Source organism: Bdellovibrio sp. HCB185ZH (assembly GCF_047302455.1).
Taxonomy (GTDB): domain Bacteria; phylum Bdellovibrionota; class Bdellovibrionia; order Bdellovibrionales; family Bdellovibrionaceae; genus Bdellovibrio.
The window spans coordinates 3,526,745-3,550,007 of sequence record NZ_CP178624.1 but is presented as its reverse complement, the minus strand read 5'-3'; the positions used below and the strand labels follow the sequence as shown (position 1 = coordinate 3,550,007).

The following is a 23,263-nucleotide window of genomic DNA, read 5'->3' as shown; positions in this document are numbered from 1 at the left end:
TGACGCCGCTGGGAAACCAACCTGGGCGACTCCATAAAAAAGGCCCCCTCTCGGGAGCCTCTTTATTAGACAATGCTTTCTTCGATTTCTTCTTGGCTCAACTCCGAAGGCTTGCGCACCGACTTCACTTCGCCAGCGGCAATTTCAACGATCTGATCGCAGTCGGCAACTGTGCCCAGGCGATGGGCGATGATCAACATCGTCACCCCCTTAAAGGACGTACGAATCACCTTTTGCACCAAGGCATCCGTTTGCACGTCAACACTGGCTGTTGCCTCGTCCATCACAATGACTTTTGCTTCCGTCAAAAGCGCTCGCGCCAGACACAAAAGCTGTCTCTGTCCCTGGCTTAAGTTCGCACCGCCCTCACTGACGATGGCCTGCAATTTTAAAGGCATCGTTTGCACGAAATCCCACATCGAAGCATGCTGAAGAGCGCGGATCACTTCCTCGTCAGTGTATTCTTCATAGCGATCCAGATTGCTACGAATCGTACCCATGAACAAAGTCGGATCCTGCGGGATGATCGCAAGACTGCGACGCAATTTTTCCAGCTCCACGGTTGCGATATCAATGCCATCAATTTTAATTGAACCTTCTTCTGCTTCGATAAAGCGGAACAGGGATTGGAAGAATGTGCTTTTCCCTGAACCCGTGCGCCCAATAATTCCCACGCGACTGCCCGGGTTTACTTCAAAGCTGATGCCTTTTAAAACCAGTGGCAAGTGAGCCGCATAACGAGCTTTCAAACCTTCGACTTTGATGGCACCTTTTTCCGGCCATGTTTCACGCACAGGTTCTTCTGGCGCTCGCATCACTGAAACTTCCGCGGGAAGGTTCGAGAAAAATTTCAACCGCTCAATCGAAGTCATACGGGATTCGATATCAGAGAAGGTTCTTACTCCCCAATTCAGATATCCCCAGAACGACAAGGAATACAATGTCACTAAGCCCGCTGTTCCAGCATCAATCACCCGGTAATAGGCTGAAATACTGACACCAATCGCTGTTGCCATCGAAATCAAGCCCCCAATCATCGGAATTCTGGAAGAGAACCAACGATTGATCACATAGTGCGAATAGAACATGCGATTGCTGTGCGCAAGCTTGTGATAAAAGTTTTCCGCAAACCAATTTGTTTTATTAAAGCTTCGAATCACCACCAAGCCTTGCAGACTTTCTTTAAAGTGGGCAAAGCGCGGCGAGCGCGCGATGCTATCCATACGTTTCGCTTCACGGGCGGGTCGGCGGTAATCACGTTGAGCCACATAATAGATCATCATCACCGGAACAATCACAATGATCATAGCCGGCATCAAAGTCACTATCAGTAAAATCGAGATCACCACTTGCATCGCACAGTGAATAGCCGCATCGAAACTCCACTGCAGATAAATATCCACGGACTCAACGTCACGGGAAAAACGCTGCAGAATACGACCTACGGGAGTAGAATCGAAAAAGCGAATCGGCGCACGCAAAACGCTGGCGAGCATTTTATTGTGCATGTCTTTTCCGGCCTTGATCCCACGATCTAACCAGAACAAGTGATTCAGCAAGCTTCCGACTAAAACTGCGATCCCCAACAAACCGTAAATCCCAATCGCAAACAGAGGCGTCATCGATGATTGATGATCCGTGAAGTAGGAGAGCCAAGATTTTTGCAACAGTGGAAATAAAGTCGCGGCAATTGTGCCCATCGCCAGGACTGCCAAGATCCAAGGTTTGCGCTTTTTATTATCGCCCCCCAAGGAGCTGATGTAATCCCAGTACACAGTGCTTTTAACGGCGCCGACTTCGCGATCCTCGTCTTCGGTGACACGAGTGGCATCGGTTTTAACTACCGTGCTTGCAACTGCTGCCTCGTGAGCGGCTTTTTCATGTTCATGGCCGTCGCCTTGAGACTTAGCATGTTCTTGATAGAAATTTCTGAAGGCTTCAGAAGTTTTTAGCAATTGCTCGTAAGTTCCCTTCGCTGCGACTTTTCCGTCTTGAACAAATAAAATCTGATCAAACTTTTTCAAATGCTCCAAGCGATGAGTGGCCACCACGCGAGTCGTATTCTGCCATTCACCAAACAACAGACGCTCACACAATAAATCTTCCGTTGCTCCATCGACCGCGGATAAAGGATCGTCCAAAAGCACCACTTGCGGTTTACGCAAATAAGCTCTCGCTAAAGCCAGACGTTGCTTTTGACCACCAGAAAGATTCACACCTTTCTCGCCAATCTCGGTTTGCAAACCGCTGGACCATTCTTGAAGATCCCTTTGCAGGCAGCTTAGGTACAAAGACTTTTCGATATCCAGATCACTGGCTTCCTCACCGAATTTCAAATTCTCCAGCAAAGAGCCATTTACGATGTACGCCTCCTGCGGAACATAGGCCATACGCGGTCGCCCTGGAGATTCAGGAACCACCTGGATTCGACCTTGCGCCGGAGTCAACTCACCTAAGATGCTGAGCAATAGCGTGCTTTTCCCCGTCCCCACAGCTCCGACCACAGCCAATGAAGAGCCCGCAGGAATCTGCACTGAAACATCAGATAAAACATTCACGTCAGCGTTTTCATGGCGCACATCCAGATGCTCAAGATTCAAACCCACGGTTTGATTTGCATCCGAACGCTCGTTCTGATCTAGCACCACTTGCGAAGACTGAAAATAAGCCAACAGACGACGTGATCCGACAAAGGCATTCGTCGTGCGAGAGATCATTCTTGAAATATCGCCAAACGGTCCTTCCAAGAGTCCAAACAAAGAAATACACGTAAAGATTAAAGCTGCGCTTAAAGGCTCCCCACGCCAAGCGTGAACTGCCAAGGCTACGAATAGCACAACAGAGGAAACTCCCAAGTAACCCACACTGGAAACGACCTCGGCCTTGGCCATACGACGACGAGCCAAAAGCTCTTTCTCGCGAACTTCGGTTACTTCTTTTGCTACACTTTTTTCCCAGGCAAAGAATTTGACGACACGAATCGCATTCATAGCCTGAGTCATCAAAGTCACGCGACGATCGCGGTGAAGCATCATCTCTTCATCCAAGTGCGTGAACTTTTTCGCCACATAGTTTGTCAAAGGCGCCAAAGTCAGTAACACGGCTAAGGCTGCAAACGCCGACCATCCTATATAATAGAACAGCATCGTCACGACACCGATGATCAGCATCACATTCGAGAACCAATCACCCAACACCGAGTTAAAGTCTGCGACGTTTTCGCTGTCAGAACTCATGTAATTGACGATGTCCCCGACTTGATTCTTTTGGCGCGCACTTTGACTTAAGTTCAAGCTGTGCAAGAAAAGTCTTTCATTCATCATGTTCATCATTACTTGATGAGCTTGCAAAGAATTAAAGAAATAGTGCTGCATTGCCAGGCCCGAGATAAATCCGCAGAAGCCCAAAAGCACGCCATACATCATCGCGGGCACTAACGTTTCTTGTGTCAGTCCTGCTGACACCAATCCGATAAAGCGATTCACCAGGACGGGCGAAAATAAAGCAAAGAGTGAAGACACGAAATACCAAGCATAACCTGGGTATGTGAACTTACGAAGTGCAACCACTGAAGAAAAGAGCAGCGAACGTGGTGAGCTCCATTTAATTTCCCTGGCATAGACCTCGGCATTTTTAGGATGCAAATGGCCTGGCAAAGGAAGCAGATCGCTTTCTTCAAGGTATTTGGTTTTTGCCAGCTTCACCAAGGGTGAAGCCTGACTGAATAATAAACGTCTAAAAAAATTCATGAACGAATCCGTAACTGTTCCTGGGGGAACTAAAATCTGATTTTTAAATGCTAATAATCGAACTGGGTTTGGTTGCGACTGCTAGAACTGGGACTGGAGAAGGTCTCGCGATGAACTTTGATCAAATAAGAACATGGGAACCTCCTCTCTTTTGTGAGATGCACTTAGCCTAGCGAAACCTGTTTAGGTTGTCTAGCTCCAGATTTCAGGAATTTGCTAAGTGACCGTTTTGTTTGAGCTTTGCCTCCAGTTTTTAATATTTTAAAATCATAATTGATATTTTAAACAATAGGGCGTATAAAATTGAATATGAGCAAAATCGATTCAAATCTTCAATGCCCCGCTTGCCAAGGCCTTTTGAGCCCTACGGTCCTGTCTTGCGGTCACTGCAATATCCGTGTCGAAGGACCTTTTCAGCTTAACGAGTTCGCGACTCTGCCAGCAGAAGACCTTCACTTCTTGCGCATCTTTATTCAATGCGAAGGAAGAATTCGCGATATGGAACCAGCTTTGGGTCTGAGCTATCCGACGATTCGCACTCGCCTTACGCAGTTGAAAAACAAACTGACTGGTGAGCTTGAGCAGCGCGCGGCGGAAGAACCACCGAAAACTTTCTCGACCGAGGAAGTTCTTACTCGCCTGGAAAAGGGTGAGATCAACTTCGATCAAGCCATGAGTTTGATCAAGAAAGGCTCCAAATAATGAAAGATCAAATTAAACGAATTCTAGAAATGACTAAAAGTGGCGCGCTCACCGATGATCAGGCGACGGCCCTTATTGATGAGTTGATGAAGAAAGCTCAAGCGGAGGGCTCCACTGAGCCTTCTTCAAGAGAGGATTCTCGCCAGGAAGAAACTCGTCGCGAACAAAGAGATGAAGAAGATCTGCGTGGTCGCTTTCGCGGCGGCCGGGGTGGACCTCATCATCACCGTGATCGCGACGGTCGTCGTCGCGGCCCGTGGGCCGACGGTCCACGCGATTTCCGCGGTGCGGGTCCTCACTTCGCCTCTTTTATTCATGATAAAATCCATCGCAAAATGAACGAAGCCTTCGGTAGCTTTGGCGAGGAAAATGATGATGGCAATTCCATCACCATGTCCAAGTTTGAAGCTCCTTCGGGTCCGAATTCAGAATTCAAAGGAAACTCCATCACCGTTTCTTCTTTTAAAGACGTGCTTTTGCAAAGATCTAAAATGAATGAAAACCGCATTGATGCGAGCAAAGTGGAAGATGTCGAGTTAAGTGATGCCCAGGTTTCAAAAATGGGACTTGCTGGCAGCTCTTTCGCCGATATCGAAATCGCTAACAGCGAAATGATCGATGTTCATTTCCACGGCTGCAAAGTCAGCGACATCAGCTTAAACAGTGAAAGTCGCATCGTCGATAGTGAATTCAATGGGGTTGTGTTGCGGGACATCCAACTAGCTGGCGGCTCTTCAATCACCGGTACCAGTATGACGGGCGTGAACATGCAAGACATCAGCCTCGATGGATCTAAACTTGAAAAGATGGCTATCGAAGGAGCTTCTTTAAAGGACATGCACTTTGTAGATTCCAATCTGCAAAACTGTCTGATCAAAGCGGGTTCGATGGATGACGTCAGTTTCAAAACTTCGATTTTGAATGAAGTGATTTTCATCAATGATGATACTTGGTCACTGAGCAAAAAAGGCATGCACGATGTGCAGTTCAATCAGTGCAATTTTGATCAAGTCAAATTCACGGATTGCAATTTGAGCGACGTTACTATTCGTAACGTCACCCTCAAAGGTGCAAAGATTCAGAAGATTGATTTATCAGATGTAGAAATCGACGGAAACGAAGCCTTTATCCAGGCATTTAAGCCCGTCATTAAAAATTAAGGACTTTAACAATGAAAATATTCAGACTTTTTAGCGCACTTTTCTGGGCCATTCCGTTTTACATTATATGGAATTATCTTGCGCCCATTTATGCTCCTCAACTTCCATCGCAATATCTGGCTGTTCCCTATTGGCATGTCGCAGGTGTGTTTGCTTTGCTCGCGATTTTAAACATCGTGATCAGTCCACGTCATGGAGGCCGTCATTTTCGCCAACATTATGGATGGCAAGGCGGCCATCATCACTTCGGTAAATATGCCAAGTATTGCAAACGAGGATATTGGACGGAGAAATACTATCACCGCACTTAGAAAGGAACCTCTGGTTCCTTTCTGCTTCTTAACGCTCCCGACTTAATATCAGACGAAAGCGCCGTGTTCTTTTATTGCTCTAAAATTCGGAACGAAATCGCAAGCTGGTATCGCATTTGATGCATCAAGTACGCTAAGGGTACAGTCGATACCTTAAGCATGGGATCGTTCAACTTTAAAAACACTATGCTACTTTCTGGAATGCTGTGCTTAATGCTCGCGACTTCGTTTGAAGCATGGGCAAGCGCAACGTCCCTGACCTATCAAGGTCGAATTCTAACGGCGAGCGGTCAACCGTTTGAATATGCTCACGCAAGCTTCCTTTTCAAGATTACTTCTCCCGACGGTCAGTGTGTGATCTATCAAGAACAATTCAACGGCGTCGATATGACGAACTCCAATGGTATATTTGATGTACCGATTGGAACTGGCAGCGTTCAATATATTTCGAGTCCTGCGCTGACAGTCATAGACATCTTTAATAATTCTGGAAGTTATCAATGCGGAACTTGCAGCCCAAGTGCAGGCAACACTTATAGTTGTTCCCCTTCCATGGCGGCTCCTTATGTTGCAGCTCCTGCTGACGGACGCCTTTTACGAGTGGCCTTTTATGACGGTTCTGGCTGGAATGCAGTGACACCTGATAATAAAATCAGAGCCGTGCCTTATGCAGGCTATTCATTCACTTCTTATAAATTAGGTACTCATACTGCCGCCGATTTCTTGTTAAAAGCCGACGTTCCTCCTGCCTGCGGCACGGCGGGGAATTTTCTCACATGGGATGCGGGTCAATCCAAGTTTGCTTGTTCGACTCTTGCTAGCGCAGGGGCCGGAACTATCACTGGTGTCACTGCGGGCAGCGGACTTACGGGTGGAGGAACCTCTGGGAATGTGACTGTGGCATTAACGAACACAGGGGTCACTGCGAGCACTTATGGTTCTGCAACTCAAGTCCCTGTATTGACGGTCGATGCGCAAGGAAGAGTTACCGGTGTTACCAACACTGCTATCACAGGTATTGCACCAACCGGAGCTGCAGGCGGAGATTTAACAGGTAACTATCCATCCCCTAGTATCGCAGGTAACGCAGTGACGAGTGCCAAAATTTTAGATGGCACTATCAATGCTGCTGATCTGGATTTCACAGGAACGAATGTTGCCACCTCAAGCATTATGATTAAAGATTCCACCGGAAAATTTGCAGAGTTTGCCTGCTCGACTGTGGGTCACGTTGCAGCGTGGACGGCAGTGGGTTGGGGTTGCCAAGCTCCTTCGACGACGGATGCGACGAAATTACCACTGGCTGGTGGTACGATGGCTGGCGCGATCGACATGGCTAGCAACAACATCACAAATATCGGCTTTATGACGATGTCTGCGAATAAGAGTTTGCATGTCTCAAATAATTCTTCAGATCCAAGTTTGGTGGCGGCTGATAAAGGTAAAATCTGGTTCAACTCGACATCGAATGAATTGAAATATTGGAATGGTACTGCCGCTGTGGCAGTGGGTTCCACTGGTGCTGCCATCACAGCACTAACTGGAGATGTAACGGCAACCGGGCCGGGTTCTGCTGCAGCAACAATTGCAAATAGCACTGTTACCAATGCGAAAATGGCCAACATGGCTGCTAATACCTTAAAAGGTAACAACACGGGGTCCGCAGCTGCACCAACTGATATCACTATCGCAAGCCTTCAAGGGACCACTGCTACGACATTCGCCGCAGGTAATGACTCTCGTATTACAGGAGCACTTCAATCAGGTGCCACCGCAGGTGGTGATCTGACTGGGACTTATCCGAATCCGACGATTGCCTCGGGCGCGGTTACTTCTGCAAAAATTGCTTCAGCAACTATTCTTGGCACTAATATGGATTTCACTGGTGCCAATAGTGCGACAACAGGAATGGTTCTTAAAGATTCCACAGGTAAGTTTTTAAGTTTCGTTTGTTCTACTGCCGGTGAGATTCCGACTTGGACAGCCTCTGGCTTTTCATGTCAGACACCTTCTCCCGTTCTCCCTACTCTTGCAGATGGCAAAATGTGGGTTGGTGTTACTGGAACGGCGACAGCAGTCACAATGTCGGGTGATGCGACTCTTTCGAATGCAGGTGCATTGACTCTTGCGACTGTTGCCACTGCTGGTACTTACACTAAAGTGACTGTCGATGCTAAAGGTCGTGTCACAACAGGTGCTAACTTAGCAGCTGGGGATATCACAACCGCTTTGACTTACACTCCAGTGAACAAAGCTGGTGATGTGATGACGGGGTCTTTGGGTCTTGGCAATTTCACGAATGCTACCGAAGCAACGTTAATTACTGGCTGGGGTGCTTCCGACAAAGGTAAAACTTGGTTCAACACTTCGACGAATCAAGTGAAATACTGGGATGGCTCTGCTGCTCAAGCTTTAGGTGTTTCTGGTGCGGGATTGACTTCTTTGAATGGTGAGTCAGGTTCTGCGCAGACATTCGCAACTCCCGGAACTTCTGGTACGGCTCCGGCTTGGTCTTCAGCTTCTAATACTCACACTTTAAATATTCCAATGGCTTCTGCTGCAGGCGTTACTGCGGGTCTTTTAAACAAAACTGATTACGATGCTTTCGCTGCAAAACAAGCAGCAGGTAACTATGTGACAGCATTAACTGGTGATGTGACAGCTTCGGGCCCAGGCTCGGCAGCTGCAACTATCGCAGCCAATGCAGTAACGAGCTCTAAGATCGCGGACGGTACGGTTGTTGGCGCGGATATGGATTTTACAGGCGTGAATGCGGGAACCGCCAATCTTGTCATTAAAGATTCAACTGGGAAGTTTGCAAACTTCGGCTGTTCAACCGCTGGCCACGTTGCGACTTGGTCAGTAACGGGTTGGTCTTGTGCTGCCCCTACTCCCCTGATGCCTTCACTTGCTGATGGTAAAATGTGGGTGGGTGATAACGCCAATGCAGCTACTGCTGTTACGATGAGTGGCGATGCGACACTTTCCAATGCGGGTGCTTTAACTCTTGCAACGGTAGCGACGGCTGGTACTTATACCAAAGTGACAGTGGACGTTAAAGGTCGTGTCACGACCGGTGCGAATCTGTCAGCTTCAGATATCACAACAGCTTTAACTTACACTCCTGTGAATAAAGCTGGTGATGTGATGACGGGTTCTTTGGGACTTGGCAATTTCACAAATGCGACAGAGGCGACTTTGATCACAGGTTGGGGTGCTTCTGATAAAGGTAAAACTTGGTTCAATTCTTCAACTAATCAAATGAAGTATTGGGACGGATCAGCAGCACAAGCATTGGGAGTTTCTGGTGCAGGTTTGACGTCATTGAATGGCCAATCGGGTTCCACACAAACTTTCGCACCACCTGGTACATCAGGTACCGCACCTGCTTGGTCATCTGCATCGAACGCTCACACTTTGAATATTCCTATGGCTTCGGTCGCAGGTGTTACTGCTGGTCTTTTAAGTAAAACGGATTACGACGCTTTCACAGCAAAACAAGCGGCTGGCAACTATGTGACTGCTTTAACGGGTGATGTGACAGCATCGGGCCCAGGTTCTGCTGCTGCAACAATTGCTGCTGATGCAGTTACGAGCTCTAAGATTGCTGACGGCACCATCGTTGGCGCCGATATGGATTTCACGGGAGCCAACGCCTCCACCACGGGTATCGTATTAAAAGACAACTCTGGCAAATTCATGAACTTCATTTGTTCGACCGCAGGACATATCCCCACATGGACGGCTTCGGGCTTTGCTTGCCAGGCTCCAACAGCACTTTTACCTTCCCTTGCGGACGGTAAAATTTGGGTGGGAGTTGCTGGCACAGCGACGGCAGCTACGATGTCTGGTGATGCCACTCTTTCAAATGCGGGCGCGCTCACTCTTGCAACGGTTGCAACAGCTGGCACTTATACGAAAGTCACCGTGGATGCCAAAGGTCGCGTGACGACAGGTGCGAACTTGGCGGCTGGTGATATCACGACGGCATTGACTTACACTCCGGTGAATAAAGCGGGCGATGTCATGACGGGCTCATTGGGCCTGGGCAATTACACCGATGCGACAGAAGCCACTTTGACGACAGGTTGGGGTGCTTCGGATAAAGGTAAGACTTGGTTCAATACAACTTCTAACGCCGTTAAGTACTGGGATGGATCAGGAATCAAAGTTGTCGGCGCTGTTGGTGCCGCGGTTGTATCTTTGAATGGTTTAGCGACGACGACGCAAACTTTCGCAACTCCAGGAACTACGGGCACGGCCCCGGCTTGGTCTTCCTCGGGTTCTGCGCATACATTAAATATTCCGATGGCTTCGGCTGCGAGCGTGACGGCAGGTCTTTTAAGTAAAACGGATTACGATGCTTTCGCTGCGAAACAAGCCGCCGGGAATTACGTAACTGCCCTGACGGGTGATGTAACAGCATCCGGTCCGGGATCTGCAGCCGCGACCATCGCTAATAGTGCTGTGACCAATGCAAAAATGGCGAACATGGCCGCGAATACTTTAAAAGGTAATATCACGGGATCTGCAGCGGCGCCAACAGACGTGACGATTGCAAGCCTTCAAGGAACAACTGCAACGACCTTTGCCGCAGGGAATGACTCTCGTATCACGGGAGCTCTACAATCAGGAGCTACGGCTGGCGGGGATTTAACAGGAACATATCCGAATCCAACAATCGCCTCTGCTGCAGTTACGACAGGAAAAATCGCTTCAGGAACTATCTTAGGAACAAATATGAATTTTACGGGAGTGAATGCCGCCACCACGAACATGGTTCTGAAAGATTCCACCGGTAAATTTTTTGACTTCGGTTGCAGTACTGCAGGTCACGTTGCCACCTGGACAGTTTCCGGCTGGGCCTGTCAGGCTGTCACTGTCAGTGGTTCCAATTTTGGCTCACAAACTCAAAATACTTTTCTAGCTGCACCGAATGGTTCTGCTGGCAATCCTACTTTTAGAACGATCGCGTCGGCTGACCTTCCGATGACGGGTGCAACAGGTGTCTACGTAAATGGAGGGAACTCCTTCGGTACGGCTGCAACACTTGGGACGAACGATGCCAATTCACTTTCTTTAGAGACAAACAATACCACGCAGCTATTTATCAGCGCGACGGGTTCCGTGGGTATCGGAACAGTTTCCCCTGCCGCAAAACTTCATATCAGCACTGCGCTGACAGGAAATTCTGGTCAACTTTATACGAACTTCTTTTATGCAACGGCAGAACCCACCGCGGCCTCCAGTGCAACTTACTATGGAAGTCAGGGAACTGTAGCGAATTACAATTCCAACACGAGATTGAATGGTGCGACTTTAACCGGCCTCGCAGGGCTCGTTGAACAAGGTGGAACTGGAATTATTGGAAACGCCAATGGCGTCGAAGCCCTCATCAGCAAATTTGCTTCAGGCAATATGACTTCAGTGAATGGCGTTTATTCACATCTTACCACCTCAACCTCCGGCACAGTGGATACGTTCCGCGGACTCTATGTCAGTACTAGCATTGGTGGTACAACTACTTTGACGAATGGTTACGGTGTATATCTAGATTCAATGGGTGGTTCGACCAACAGTTATGGTATCTATCAAAGTGGTGCGAGTGATCGTAACTATTTTGCAGGACGAGTTGGCATTAACACGGCTACACCAAGTGCCAACGCTAAACTTGAAGTCACAGGTGCGATCGTCAGTACTCCGACCTCAGTTGCTGGCGCTACTGTCAATCTTGCGACATCGAATACTACGACACTGACTGCCGTGGGTGGCTCTGCCATTACACTTTCCAATATGGTTCATGGTGGGAATTATACTTTGCTCGTCAGTGATACAACATCACGTACTTATACTTTCACTGGTTGTAATACCAGCAAGTATAAACCTGCTAATACCGCGACGGTTGCGGGAACCAGCTCCATGTACAATATTATTACGGTTTATAACGGCTCTACTTACGATTGCTGGATCACCTGGGCAAGTGGATATCAATAATGAGAGCACTCGCACTTTTTATTTCACTTCTGGGTTACCAACCATTTCTTTGGGCCAATACTTTTGGCACCACCGGTGCTCTCATGGGGGCTCACGCTGCAACCAACCAACTTGATATTTCCTGGACGCCTCAGTGGAGCAACCTGAAAGCCTACTATCGTTTTGACGGGAAATTAGGAGCACTTGCTTCTGCCGATGTTGTACCGGATCTATTTGGAACTTCAAACGCGACGACCACCGCAGCAGGCATGTCCTATGCGGCTGGGAAACTGGAACAGGGCCTGACATTTAATGGAACCGCCAATCTGACGATCCCCCGAACTTCTCCAGCGAATGTCTGCACCAGCGTTACTATCATGATGTGGGTAAAATGGAATGCCACCACGGCCACGAGCTGGGCGGCACTCGCTGGGAACTACAATCCCAGCGCATGCACGGACTATGGCTGGTATATTCAACAGCATAGCAACACAAAAACAATGGAGTTCTCTATTAACACCAGTGGAAATCTTAACCAGGCGGATCCCACAATTGCGAATGTATTTGATGGAACCTGGCGCCACGTTGCAATCACAATTTCATCAAGCCAAGCTTTGATTTATGTGGACGGAGTTTTGGACAAAACCATTTCAATTATCATGGGCGGAGGAGTCTGCAGTCCGACTGCTCCCTTAAACTTTGGCGGCCCGATGTGCGACACACGAGTGCCATCAGGTGCGATGATTGATGAGTTTGCGATCTTCAACGCGATTCTGACGGCTCCTGAAATTTCCACGATTTACAACCGTCAGAAAAATGGGATTCAGTAATTCACTATCCCTGAACTTCGTCCGTAAAATGCTCAATGAAAGTTCGCGCAGCTAAACTTAACTGTCGCCCCTTTTTTTGTGCGAGCCAAAGATTAAACTCATGGGGATGCTCCACCGGAACTTCAAAAAGCTCCCCATTGGAGATTTCTTTTTCCACCATCGAGCGGGTCAAATAGGCTAATCCCTCACCTGTCAGGCAGAAACGTTTTTGTGCTTCTTGGCTGTTGGTCTCTAGTCCAATTTGGGGAGCCTCGCCAAAAAGTTCCATGATGACTCGTTTAGGACGAGTTTCCAGCAGTGCCCCAATAGAACAGATGTAACCGTAGTTATCCAAAACTTTGCGCAAAGTCTTATCGTTATTCGACGATTTACATTCTTTCCATAGCTGCGGTTTGCAAACCAAGGTCATGAATTCAGAAGTTAAACGACGATACTCGATGTTTGGAATCGCCACCTTGGCAAATAAAAGGGCAAATTCATTTTCAGAATGAATCAATGAATTTATAATATCATCCGGCGGACCTGAAGTGATGCTGGGAATAACCTTTGGATATTTTCGACGAAACGTGTGCAGGGGCTCCACCAGATAATCGTTGATCACATTGTCCGTGGCTGCAAAACGCAAAGGACCTTCGCACTTTTCCTGCACCTCACGGCACAGGTTCTCAATGGCCTTCTCGGTACGGAAAAGTTCTTCGCACAGGTGAAATACCTGGTGGCCTTTGGCTGTAAGTTCCACGCCGCTTTTAGAGCGATCGAATAAAACCACACCTTCTTGCTCTTCCAATAAAGAGACCGAACGGCTCAAGGCACTTTGACTGATATTAAGTCGTGCTGCTGCTTCGGAAAACTTTCCAGATTTGGCCACCTCAAAGAATGCGCGAAGATAATTCAGTTCCACCGAAGAACGTCCTTTTTTTAATATCTCAAATATAGATACTAAAAGGATATCATTCGAATTTATGAATCCAAAGATTATTTAGAGTAAACTATAAGTTATCCAGCCATAGGTAAAAGGCGCAGAAGGGATAAGCAAAGCAGGCGGAATAAACGATCTGCAGAGGTGTTAATTTCTTATCATACCAGCGGACTCCAATACCAAATGAAACACTCACGATGGAGCTGATGACTAAAAAAGTCATCATGGCAGAAGTCCTTTGTTCTTATGAAGATATGTTTCCACGGCACTATTGTATCCAGCCTCGGTAAAGGATGCATTAAAAACCCTCAATGCCTCTTTGCCATTGGGTGAATTCTTAAAGGCCACTCCGTACTGATAGACCTGTAAAGGTTTGGCATTAAACTGCAGCTTCTTTTTATTTCCTCGCAGTTGATCATTCGTCTGCATCAGTCTATTAAACACGGCACTATCAATAAATACTAAATCCAACCGTCCCTTTGCGAGCTTTAAAAGATTCAGCTCATCGCTTGCAGCCTCTTCGATGTCCAGGGCTTTTGCTTTTTGTAATGGCCACAAAACGGCAGCTAAATCATAACCCACCACATTGCCGATGCGGTATTTCTTTAGATCGGAAACATTTCTCCAAACGACCGGACGATCTGCTCTTTCGGCCATCCCCCAAGTACTGACATGCACTGTTCGGGATAAAATAAAATTCTTCTGTATATTTTCAGACACGGCAGGAAAATAGCCATCCACTTCGGGACGCTCCGCCGCCTGCTTTTTAGTACGAATGACGGGAGCAAAAGAGACTTTAAGATTGTATCCTTCTTTACGAAAGAGATCTTTGAAAGCAGCGACGGCAGCACCACCGTCGGGCAGACTTTCTTTGGCAAAAGGCGGAAGTTCAAAAGTCATCAATTGAACTTCTTTGGCGGGCCCCGCTGCCGAAGCCACGTAAGATCCAAATATTAAATTGGATATCATCATCCAAGAAAGCAATCCCACCTCATTGATAAATCTTGATGTGGCATCAGATTAAAGGACGCTCCCCTGACGAGCAATCGACGATGTTGGAAAAACAATCTGATCTGGACCGTCTCCCGAGTGAAAGCAATGATATTAAATAACAGGTGGTTTATTTTTCGCTTTCAACGACATAGCCAGCATCAAAATAAACATTTTTGTCCATTGTCACTTCTGCATACTTTTTATCGTGAATTTTAGAAACTTGAGCAAAACCGACGCGGTCTTTTGTGCATACTGAAAATCTGCCACCTCTGCACTCTTCACGGAACACAGTCAGGCGCTGACCCAATTTAACTGCGGATCGGGAATCTTGGAGATTCACCTGAGCCGTTGATTCATCCAGCTTCATCGTCACGTCACCATGCACGGCTTTCTTATAAGAACAAAATGCAGAAACAGAAATAACCATCATCGCCACGAACGTGAACGCCGCCACCATAAACCCCCACAGTTTTTTCTTAAACTTACTGCACACAAAGTGCGCGGGCAACTTGCAGTCTACGATGATTTGCAATTTTATGATTAGCCCCCGAACTACGCCCCCAGAATATGCTGTGCGTTTTGCACGACGCTCTATATTTAAGGATCATGAAGGATCTAAAATAATCGAATCTTAAGGAGTTAAAATGAAAATCGCAATTATCACAGGTGGCAGCCGCGGACTTGGCAAAAGCTCAGCTCTTCATATGGCAGCCAAAGGAATCGGCATCATTCTGACATACAACAGTCAAAAAGATGAGGCTGATAAAGTCGTTTCTGAAATCGAAAAGAAAGGTGGCAAAGCCGCCGCTCTTCAGTTGGATGTGGGCAACTCTAAAAACTTCGCCGCATTTGCGACCACTATTAAAGATTTATTGAAATCTAAATTCGCTACGGATCGCTTCGACTATCTGGTGAATAACGCTGGGACTGGAGCCTATGTTGCTTTTACGGAAATGACCGAGGAAGTTTTTGATCAGCTTTCTAACATTCACTTCAAAGGACCCTATTTCTTAACTCAAAAACTTTTGCCTTTGCTGAATGATGGCGGTCGCATCGTCAATGTCTCAAGTGGCCTGGCTCGCTTTTCAGTTCCGGGATCGTCAGCTTATGGAGCAATGAAGGGTGCTGTTGAAACTTGGACTCGCTATTTGGCAAAAGAATTGGGGCCTCGAAAAATCACCGCCAATGTTGTGGCGCCTGGTCCCATAGCCACAGATTTCGGTGGAGGACGTGTACGCGATAATAAAGAAATGAACGCCATGCTTTCTTCCCAAACAGCTTTAGGTCGCGTGGGCGAAGCCGACGACATCGGCAAACTTGTCGCGAGCTTGGTTCAAGACGACATGGGCTGGGTCAACGCCCAAAGAATCGAAGCCTCCGGCGGCATCTTTATCTAATGGATTGTATCTCAGAAGGGCCTGCCGGATAGTCGGCAGCTACCGAATCGCCAGCAACCAGGCTGCCGAACTCTCGGCAGCCTTTGTTTTATCTCTAATATATAACATCTGAGCCCGAAAAAAATTGGTACATGCGTTGCTTTTATATCCTTTCAAACAAACACACCGAGAGGATATGAAATGAAAAACCTAACTTCTAAAATGATCGCGTCTTTAACTTTCATGGCAGCTTTGTTGTCACTCCCTGTTCAATCTTTGGCTGCCGGAATGGTCGATGTCTCTGCCAGCGCTCAAATCTATGGCCAAGAATATGGTTCTCAAACGCTAAGAGCGATGGGTGGCCAAATGGTCAGTGCCACCAACATCGATGACCGATACCACGAAATCGAATTGCGATTGAGTCAGGGATACGACCCATCAATGTTGCAACTACAAACGACGCAGTTCGCACCCGTAACATTCACTATTTCCCGCGATGGACAAGTTTTGAAAACCATCACAATTCCCGCCCCAGGAATGTCGATGATTATCAATCCGGACGAACTTTAATCTGCAGACGGAACCAGGAATTTTTATGAAAAAATTAATCACGAAAATCACCGCAACACTTCTGATGGGCACTGCACTTCTCGCGGTGCCATCTGAAAGCCTCGCTTCGGCGATGACTCTTAGAAACAACACTCCTTATATCGCCCAATACGTCGTTACCAAAGGCGACATCGTTATCGCACGTCTTCCGGCTCTCGAACCCAACGCACAGCTGATCGTTCCAACCTCTGACATTTACCAAGTAACTGCATCGACAATTATTGAAGGCAATACTTACATAACAAGCCCTATGACTCTGGACCAAGCTGCTGACTTGCGAGCAGTTTTACGCCAGGAACATTCCGGCGCTTACACCTTTGGATTGGAGCATTCGCCGCAATCACAACTCAATACTATTTCACTCAACAATTCGTTGGTGAATCCTGTTCAATTCACACTAATCAAAAACGGACAACCGCTCCAATCCATCGTCCTAAATGCCAATGAAACTCAAAAAGTAAGCATCGAATCAGTATTCAATATTTACGCTGTCGTTAAAGGGGTTACAACCAGCCCGGTTATCACCACTAACCCCAATGCAGTGATCACTGCGACCGAAGACACATCCACCATGGAACTCGGCTACTTCACTCTCGAAGTCGAATAGCCAAAAAAAAATCCCAGGGCAAAAGCACCTGGGATTTTTTTAAAATCACTGAATACAAGAAGCGGTCAAAAAGGTTCAGACGCGAGGCGGAGGTTCGGGACTGCCACGCAGGCGTACTCCAAGTACGCCGAAGAGCAAGGCCCGGGCCGACAACGAAGTCGGATGGGCCTTTTTCACCGCTTCGGGTTACTTGATATCGTTTAGGGCTACGGAAACCATCGTCGAAACACCGCGCTCTTGCATCGTCACGCCGTAAAGTTTCTTAGCAACTTCCATCGTGTGCTTGTTATGGGTAACAACGATGATTTGAGAGCGTTTTGCCATCTCGCGAACCAAGTCGTTGAAACGGAATACGTTGGCGTCATCAAGTGGCGCATCAACCTCATCCAGCAAGCAGTATGGTGATGGTTTCACCAGGAAGATTGAGAATACCAGGGCTACCGCAGTCAAAGCTTTCTCACCACCGGACATCAAAGACACGTTTTGTGTTTTCTTACCTGGAGGGCGAGCGATGATTTCGATACCCGCTTCGTTTTTCTCAGTTTCTTCAACAAGCTCCAACCACGCTTCACCACCACCGAATAGTACTGGGAATACGCGAGTGAAACGCTCGTTAACCAAGTCGAAAGTCTCTTTGAAACGTTTTGAACAGATTCTGTTGATACGATCGATAACTTTACGAAGTTGTTCTTTCGCTTCTGTCAAATCTGCGTGTTGTTTCGTCAGGAACTCGTAACGAGTTGCTGTTTCTTCGTACTCTTCGATCGCTGACAAGTTCACTTCACCGATTTTCGCCAATTTCTCACGAAGATCTTTCAGTTGAGCATCAGCTTCCATGAAGTCGCCTTCTTTATTGATGTATTTCTCAATAACATCAGGAAGGTTCAACATGTAACGTTCACGGATAGAATCAACCAAGTACTGCTCTTTCATCTTAGCTTGTTCAAGCTTCAATTGAGAGTCGTTCATTTTGTGCTGTCTTTCGTTGCGAAGACGTTGAGAAGCACTAGCTTCCTCTTCGATCGCGCGGATTGTTTCAGACATCACTTCGTATTCGTCTTTCGTGCGAGCCGCTTGAAGTTTCAATTGCTCAACTTCATCCAAAAGACGTTCAAATTCGATTTTCTTTTCTTCCAAAGTCACTTGGCTCTCAGTCATTTGAGAGTTGTACCCTTCAGCCTCTTCGCTCATACGAGCTAGTTGCGCATCAAGGTCTGACAAAGATTTGGAAACCATCTCAAGCTGTCTCAAAACACCTGTGTATTCCTGAGTTTTAGAAGCAGATCTTACTTGAAGATCCGTTACTTCAGCCTGAAGACCGTCAAAGCCCAAGCGAACTGAATTCAATTCAGAATTCAAAGTCTCAACTTCGCCTTCAAGAAGAACTTTCTTCTCGCGAGCTTCAATCAAGGCTTCGTTCAATTCTTCCATTTTCTGTTCTTGAACTTCCAATTGCTCAGTCAATTTTTTGACTTCGCGTTCTTGGCGTTCTACGGCCGCTTGTGCGTTTTGCACTTCGTTTTCGGCGCGTTCAAGGTCTTTTCTGAATTCAGTAACTTTGATTTCTTGGTCGATTTTACGTTTTTGTGCGCCTTCGAAATCGTTCAATACGTTCGCCAATTGCTCTTCAACTTTTTTAAGAGCCATTTGCGCCAATTGAAGTTTTCCAGCGAATTCGTCTTTTTTCTCAGACAATTCTTTGATCTCACGGCGACGTTTAAGCATTCCTGAATCTGCAGACTCAGAAGAACCACCCGTCAAAACACCGTCTGCCGTCAAAGTGTCACCGTCAAGAGTAACGAATGTCCAGCCAGTGTATGTCGCGCGAAGATTCAAAGCCGTACGGATAGAATCAACGATCGCAACACCGTCTAACATATAAGTGACAGCGTTTTTGAACTTATCAGCCGCTTGAACCACGTCTTTCAAGATAGCTTGAACGCCCTCTTGACCGATTGGAGATTCAGCACGGTTAAATGCCATATTTTGGTCGCTAGCAGACATGAAGCTGGAACGACCGGATTTTTGTTCTTTCAAATGAGAAACAGCGTCGACTGCGATGTTTGCATCAGAAGACAAAAGCATTTGCAGGCGTGAGCCCAATGCCGCTTCCATTGCCACTTCGTACTCAGCCGGAACTTCAACAACCTCAGAAACCGGTTGGAAGTGAGTGACAACGGAACCATCCGCCATCAACTCTTGAGAACGAGTTTTTTGCCACAACATCACTTGCTTCACACCTTCTTGGAAACCCTCGAAGTTGTTTTGCAAGTTTTCAAGACCGTACAAACGGGAAGCCACTTCATTCAAAGAATCTTTGAATGATTCAACTTCCAGTTTTTTCTCAGCCACTGACTCTGTCAGGATCTTTTTGTTAGCTTCGAAAGAATCAACGTCAGAAGCCAAGTCCAATTGCATTTGGCGTTCTTTATCAAGATCGTTCGTCACTTTTTTGCGACGGTTTTCAAACTCGACTTGTTTTTCACGAAGTTCGTTCAGAACCTGCTGTTCGTTGTCCTGGCGTTCGCTCAAATCTGCGATTTGTGCAGACAAAGAGTTCACACGAGCATCCAAAGAAGACTCAGACTGACCCACAGCGAATAGTTCGCGGCGTTTCGTCGTCAAATCTTCATCAACAGTCCCGATACGAGAGTTGAAGTTTTGGAAGATTTCATTTTTTTCGTTGAACGTTGCAGTCAGAGTTTCAGCTTCTTCTTTAAGCTCAGTGACTTGAGCTTCCAAAGACGCCTTATCACGAGCTAGCAATTCCTGACGAGCTTGTTGCTCTTGCAGGATTGTACCAGTCATTTGTTCATTACGACGGGCTTGTTCGATTTCGAAACGAAGCTCTTGGATCTCCATCTCTTTCTTCTGAACAGTGCCTTGCTTGTCGAAGTAAACTGTCTGGTGCTCTTCAGCCATTTTTTCTTTTTCAAGAATTTGAAGCTTCAAAACTTCCAATTGACCTTGAAGAGTCGAAAGGTTGGCGTCACCTTCGATTTCCATGCTTTGCGCTTCATTGAAGATCGCTTGAGCTTCTTCAGCCGCGCGAGCCAACTCCACGTATTGAGCTGTAGAAATCCACAAATCCAAATCTTCGATTTGGTTTTTGATGTTACGGTAGCGTTCTGCACGTTGCGCTTGTCTTTGCAAAGAATCGATCTGGCGTTTCAACTCGCCCACGATGTCTTGCAAACGTAGCAAGTTTTGATCTGTTTGGATCAGCTTACGTTGAGATTCTTTTTTACGAGCTTTGAACTTAGTAATACCCGCAGCTTCTTCGATAAGCATACGACGGTCTTCAGGTTTCGAAGTGATGATCTTACCGATCATACCTTGAGCGATGATAGAGAAACCTTTAGAGCCCGCACCCGTATCCATGAAGATCTCTTGCAAGTCCTTCAAACGAGCTGGTTCTTTATTGATAAAGTACTCACCCTCACCGTTTCTGTGAAGACGACGAGTCACCATGATTTCAGAGTGTTTGATATATTTAACCGGGAATGCGCCACCGTCATTTTCAAGCGTCAATGACACTTCACACATACCAAGTGGCGCGTAACCTTCAGCCCCGCCGAAGATAACGTCTGTCATTTGCGATGCACGAAGATCTTTCGCAGACTGGTCACCCATAACCCACATAAGGGCGTCAACGATATTGGATTTACCGCAACCGTTGGGTCCTACGATACCTGTAATGCCAGAATCGAAATGGATCACCGTGCGATCTTTGAACGATTTAAAACCGATGAGTTCAATCTTTTTAATTCTCAAGGTATATTCCCCTCTTGAGTGACATTCGTTACTCAAAATATACAAGCCCAAGGTCTAGCTAGACCAAAGGCCATTTAACTCTCGCGACTCCGGGGAACTATGTCAACTGTGGCTTGCCAAAAGAATCGCAAACGCTGAAAAGTTAAGCAGAAATATCGCGAGTCCTTTAATGAAAAAGCGCTCCGCATTATATGCGCAGCGCTAAATCATTCACTCCGGAGATTTTTGTTTACGTCGTTATTTCTCTATCTGAAGAAGTAAAGTTCTCCAACTCGGCGAGCCTGACTATCGATCATAATGAAGTTCAAAGTTTTAGGTGCCTGGATGCTCACTTCCAAAAAAATACTATGATAGTACTCTATGTACGGATTCGTACCTCTAACATCATCTGAAATACTGACGTTCACCAGAGGTGCGCCCTGCAGGTAATCGCTGAAAGCCATGTAAAAAAGATTTTCGGGATTCTGTGCCGCCTTTACTCGAATCACATCGCGCAAATCGATTTTATAAGGGAAAGGTTCAAGGCACTTTATGGCTGGCCGTCTTTTACACAAGAACTGATCCAACCCATCAAAGCCACCAAAAAAATCATCCATCGGAATAATCACTGGTGACCAGTCTTCATCTAGGATGGATTCAGGACGATACTGCAAAATCATCGCCGGAACCAGAGGCAGCATCGGTTGATTAACAAAGACTCCCAAAGCATATAAGACTCTTAGCAAATGAGTTCTATTCGTGGGCTCTTGCAAATAGACTTGAGTCACCTGTTCAATATTAATGATCTGCTCGTAAGTCGCTTTGGAATTCACAAGCCATAACGCCTCATGAAACAGAATCGCAGCCTGCTCGATTTCAGTTAAGCGAAAGAACTCTGGTAGCAGCATCGTCTTTTTCGTTTTGGGCTCGGTCACAGCAAAGATCACCACATTTTCCGGAGATACATTCAAAAGCTTTGCATAAATCGAAACCAGATTCGCGCGAGCTGAAGGATCAAATTTGTCGGAACTGATCTGATGATAATTTCGAGCCAATGACGGTGTGATCGCAGCCAACAACTCCCCTTTAACATTTTCAGGCAGCGGCATACGCAAAAGACGATCCGTCAAAAGACTTAGCCCCGGAACCGCATAGAAACCCAAAGGATCCTTGTCGACCGAAATTCGCGCTGAACCCCAGGTTTGATAAGAACCATCCTGAGTAGTTCCGCCGCCACCGTTTTGAACTTCCTTCGCTGCAAAAATATTTACTGAGAACAGTAAAACGCAAACGCTGATGAAACTTTTCATTCGGCATCTCCTTTAAGCTCAAACAATTGCATCGACAAACTAAAGACTTTTTCTTTGCCAGGAATGGCTTCCAACTCACGCACCAACGAACGACGGAATTCCCGCAGGCGGTCCTTGGCGTACTTCATTTGCTGGGCACTCATCGCAAAGATTACGGATGAAAACTCCCGATCTTCCACGGGATCATTTTGAATTGCCCGCCCAGCACGTTTTAACATCTGACTATGAAAGTTTTGAACGGCTTTGGAAGAAACATCTGCAGAAGTCGTGAAGTCGCCTTCCAGAGCCTGCCAGCGCTCGCCCGATGTATCAAGCATCCTGCAGGCCACCAGTTGTGCAACCACCTCTTCAACCTCAGCCACAGGAAGACCCAATTTTTGCGCAAAAGAGGCCGCCGAAGTTTCGATTTCTGGAACCGTCAAAAGCTCCAACAAAGCGAGGTTTCGCCAGTCCGCCACCGCGTGAAATTCAGAATCTGTCAAAGTGCGTTCATCGAGCAAATACATGCGAACGCGCTCGCGGGCTTCTTTCTTGGCAATGGAACTGCGGGCATGTTCTGCACGAATCAAGTCCAAGAAGTATTCACGGTCTTTACCATTGAGGCCAAAACGCTGTGCGATCTCAGCACCCTTTAGATCCGACAAACCCACTTTTCCATTCATGATTTCACTTAAACGTGAAGCATTCATTTCCAAATCTCGAGCGAACGCACGCATGGAATAAGAAGAGTTTTTGGTCTTTCTTTTTTTGAATTCTTCGAAAATAAAATCTCTGTATGTCTGCGACTTAAGGCTTCCCGTTTTCATAAGTTCGTCATTAAACATTCGTAACTTTATTTGTCGAACTATAACACACGGCACTGTTTAGTTTTTCGGCATCATCATCGCATTGATATTCGGTGTGTACGAACATCGGAAACCATAACCAATTGGCAGTGGTTTCGACGTCAACACATTGACAGGTGTAAAACC

The 23,263-nt window shown here is 46.7% G+C and carries 16 protein-coding genes; 8 read left to right on the top strand and 8 right to left on the bottom strand.

Annotated features, from left to right (window positions below; genetic code table 11):
* Positions 1 to 65: 65 nt before the first annotated feature.
* Positions 66 to 3,749 (bottom strand): ABC transporter transmembrane domain-containing protein, encoded by a 3,684-nt coding sequence (locus tag ACLSU7_RS17265; protein WP_413293139.1) that lies wholly within the window; start codon positions 3,747 to 3,749, stop codon positions 66 to 68.
* A gap of 309 nt (positions 3,750 to 4,058) precedes the next feature.
* On the opposite strand from ACLSU7_RS17265, the gene ACLSU7_RS17260 reads away from it, so the two are divergent.
* From ACLSU7_RS17260 to ACLSU7_RS17240, 5 genes are all read left to right on the top strand, one after another.
* The gene (locus ACLSU7_RS17260) at positions 4,059 to 4,451 is read left to right on the top strand and encodes a DUF2089 domain-containing protein (protein WP_413293138.1); all 393 of its coding nucleotides are present in this window, start codon (positions 4,059 to 4,061) and stop codon (positions 4,449 to 4,451) included.
* Positions 4,451 to 5,611, top strand: coding sequence for a pentapeptide repeat-containing protein (locus ACLSU7_RS17255; RefSeq protein ID WP_413293137.1), 1,161 nt, complete (start codon positions 4,451 to 4,453; stop codon positions 5,609 to 5,611). Before ACLSU7_RS17260 ends, ACLSU7_RS17255 begins: the two co-directional genes overlap by 1 nt.
* Positions 5,612 to 5,622: 11 nt before the next feature.
* Positions 5,623 to 5,922 carry a hypothetical protein gene (locus tag ACLSU7_RS17250; protein ID WP_413293136.1) on the top strand — a complete coding sequence of 100 codons (300 nt, stop codon included), beginning with the start codon at positions 5,623 to 5,625 and terminating at the stop codon, positions 5,920 to 5,922.
* A gap of 159 nt (positions 5,923 to 6,081) precedes the next feature.
* Positions 6,082 to 11,916, top strand: coding sequence for a beta strand repeat-containing protein (locus ACLSU7_RS17245; RefSeq protein ID WP_413293135.1), 5,835 nt, complete (start codon positions 6,082 to 6,084; stop codon positions 11,914 to 11,916).
* The gene (locus tag ACLSU7_RS17240; RefSeq protein ID WP_413293134.1) at positions 11,916 to 12,725 is read left to right on the top strand and encodes a LamG domain-containing protein; all 810 of its coding nucleotides are present in this window, start codon (positions 11,916 to 11,918) and stop codon (positions 12,723 to 12,725) included. The genes ACLSU7_RS17245 and ACLSU7_RS17240 overlap by 1 nt, the downstream gene beginning before the upstream one ends.
* 4 nt (positions 12,726 to 12,729) lie before the next feature.
* On the opposite strand, the gene ACLSU7_RS17235 is transcribed toward ACLSU7_RS17240, so the two are convergent.
* The 4 genes from ACLSU7_RS17235 to ACLSU7_RS17220 form a co-directional block, all read right to left on the bottom strand.
* On the bottom strand, positions 12,730 to 13,626 hold the full coding sequence (locus ACLSU7_RS17235; protein ID WP_413293133.1) for a LysR family transcriptional regulator: 897 nt from the start codon (positions 13,624 to 13,626) through the stop codon (positions 12,730 to 12,732).
* A gap of 88 nt (positions 13,627 to 13,714) precedes the next feature.
* Entirely contained in the window at positions 13,715 to 13,870 is a 156-nt protein-coding gene (locus ACLSU7_RS17230; RefSeq protein ID WP_413293132.1) for a hypothetical protein, read from the bottom strand.
* Positions 13,867 to 14,616, bottom strand: coding sequence for a substrate-binding periplasmic protein (locus ACLSU7_RS17225; protein ID WP_413293131.1), 750 nt, complete (start codon positions 14,614 to 14,616; stop codon positions 13,867 to 13,869). Before ACLSU7_RS17225 ends, ACLSU7_RS17230 begins: the two co-directional genes overlap by 4 nt.
* 148 nt (positions 14,617 to 14,764) lie before the next feature.
* Positions 14,765 to 15,094 (bottom strand): hypothetical protein, encoded by a 330-nt coding sequence (locus ACLSU7_RS17220; RefSeq protein ID WP_413293130.1) that lies wholly within the window; start codon positions 15,092 to 15,094, stop codon positions 14,765 to 14,767.
* A gap of 187 nt (positions 15,095 to 15,281) precedes the next feature.
* Here ACLSU7_RS17220 and ACLSU7_RS17215 point away from each other — a divergent pair, with 187 nt between their 5' ends.
* The 3 genes from ACLSU7_RS17215 (at position 15,282) to ACLSU7_RS17205 (ending at position 17,229) form a co-directional block, all read left to right on the top strand.
* Complete coding sequence (locus ACLSU7_RS17215; RefSeq protein WP_413293129.1) at positions 15,282 to 16,034, top strand: SDR family oxidoreductase; 753 nt, start codon at positions 15,282 to 15,284, stop codon at positions 16,032 to 16,034.
* Positions 16,035 to 16,214: 180 nt separating this feature from the next.
* Positions 16,215 to 16,583, top strand: coding sequence for a hypothetical protein (locus ACLSU7_RS17210; RefSeq protein WP_413293128.1), 369 nt, complete (start codon positions 16,215 to 16,217; stop codon positions 16,581 to 16,583).
* A gap of 25 nt (positions 16,584 to 16,608) precedes the next feature.
* Complete coding sequence (locus ACLSU7_RS17205) at positions 16,609 to 17,229, top strand: hypothetical protein (RefSeq protein WP_413293127.1); 621 nt, start codon at positions 16,609 to 16,611, stop codon at positions 17,227 to 17,229.
* A 186-nt stretch (positions 17,230 to 17,415) separates the two neighbouring features.
* Here the strand turns inward: ACLSU7_RS17205 and smc are convergent, their stop codons facing one another.
* From smc to ACLSU7_RS17190, 3 genes are all read right to left on the bottom strand, one after another.
* Positions 17,416 to 21,003 carry a chromosome segregation protein SMC gene (gene smc, locus ACLSU7_RS17200; RefSeq protein WP_413293126.1) on the bottom strand — a complete coding sequence of 1,196 codons (3,588 nt, stop codon included), beginning with the start codon at positions 21,001 to 21,003 and terminating at the stop codon, positions 17,416 to 17,418.
* 245 nt (positions 21,004 to 21,248) lie between these two features.
* The gene (locus ACLSU7_RS17195) at positions 21,249 to 22,292 is read right to left on the bottom strand and encodes a hypothetical protein (protein ID WP_413293125.1); all 1,044 of its coding nucleotides are present in this window, start codon (positions 22,290 to 22,292) and stop codon (positions 21,249 to 21,251) included.
* The gene (locus ACLSU7_RS17190) at positions 22,289 to 23,116 is read right to left on the bottom strand and encodes a DUF4423 domain-containing protein (protein ID WP_413293124.1); all 828 of its coding nucleotides are present in this window, start codon (positions 23,114 to 23,116) and stop codon (positions 22,289 to 22,291) included. Before ACLSU7_RS17190 ends, ACLSU7_RS17195 begins: the two co-directional genes overlap by 4 nt.
* Between the last annotated feature and the right edge of the window lie 147 nt (positions 23,117 to 23,263).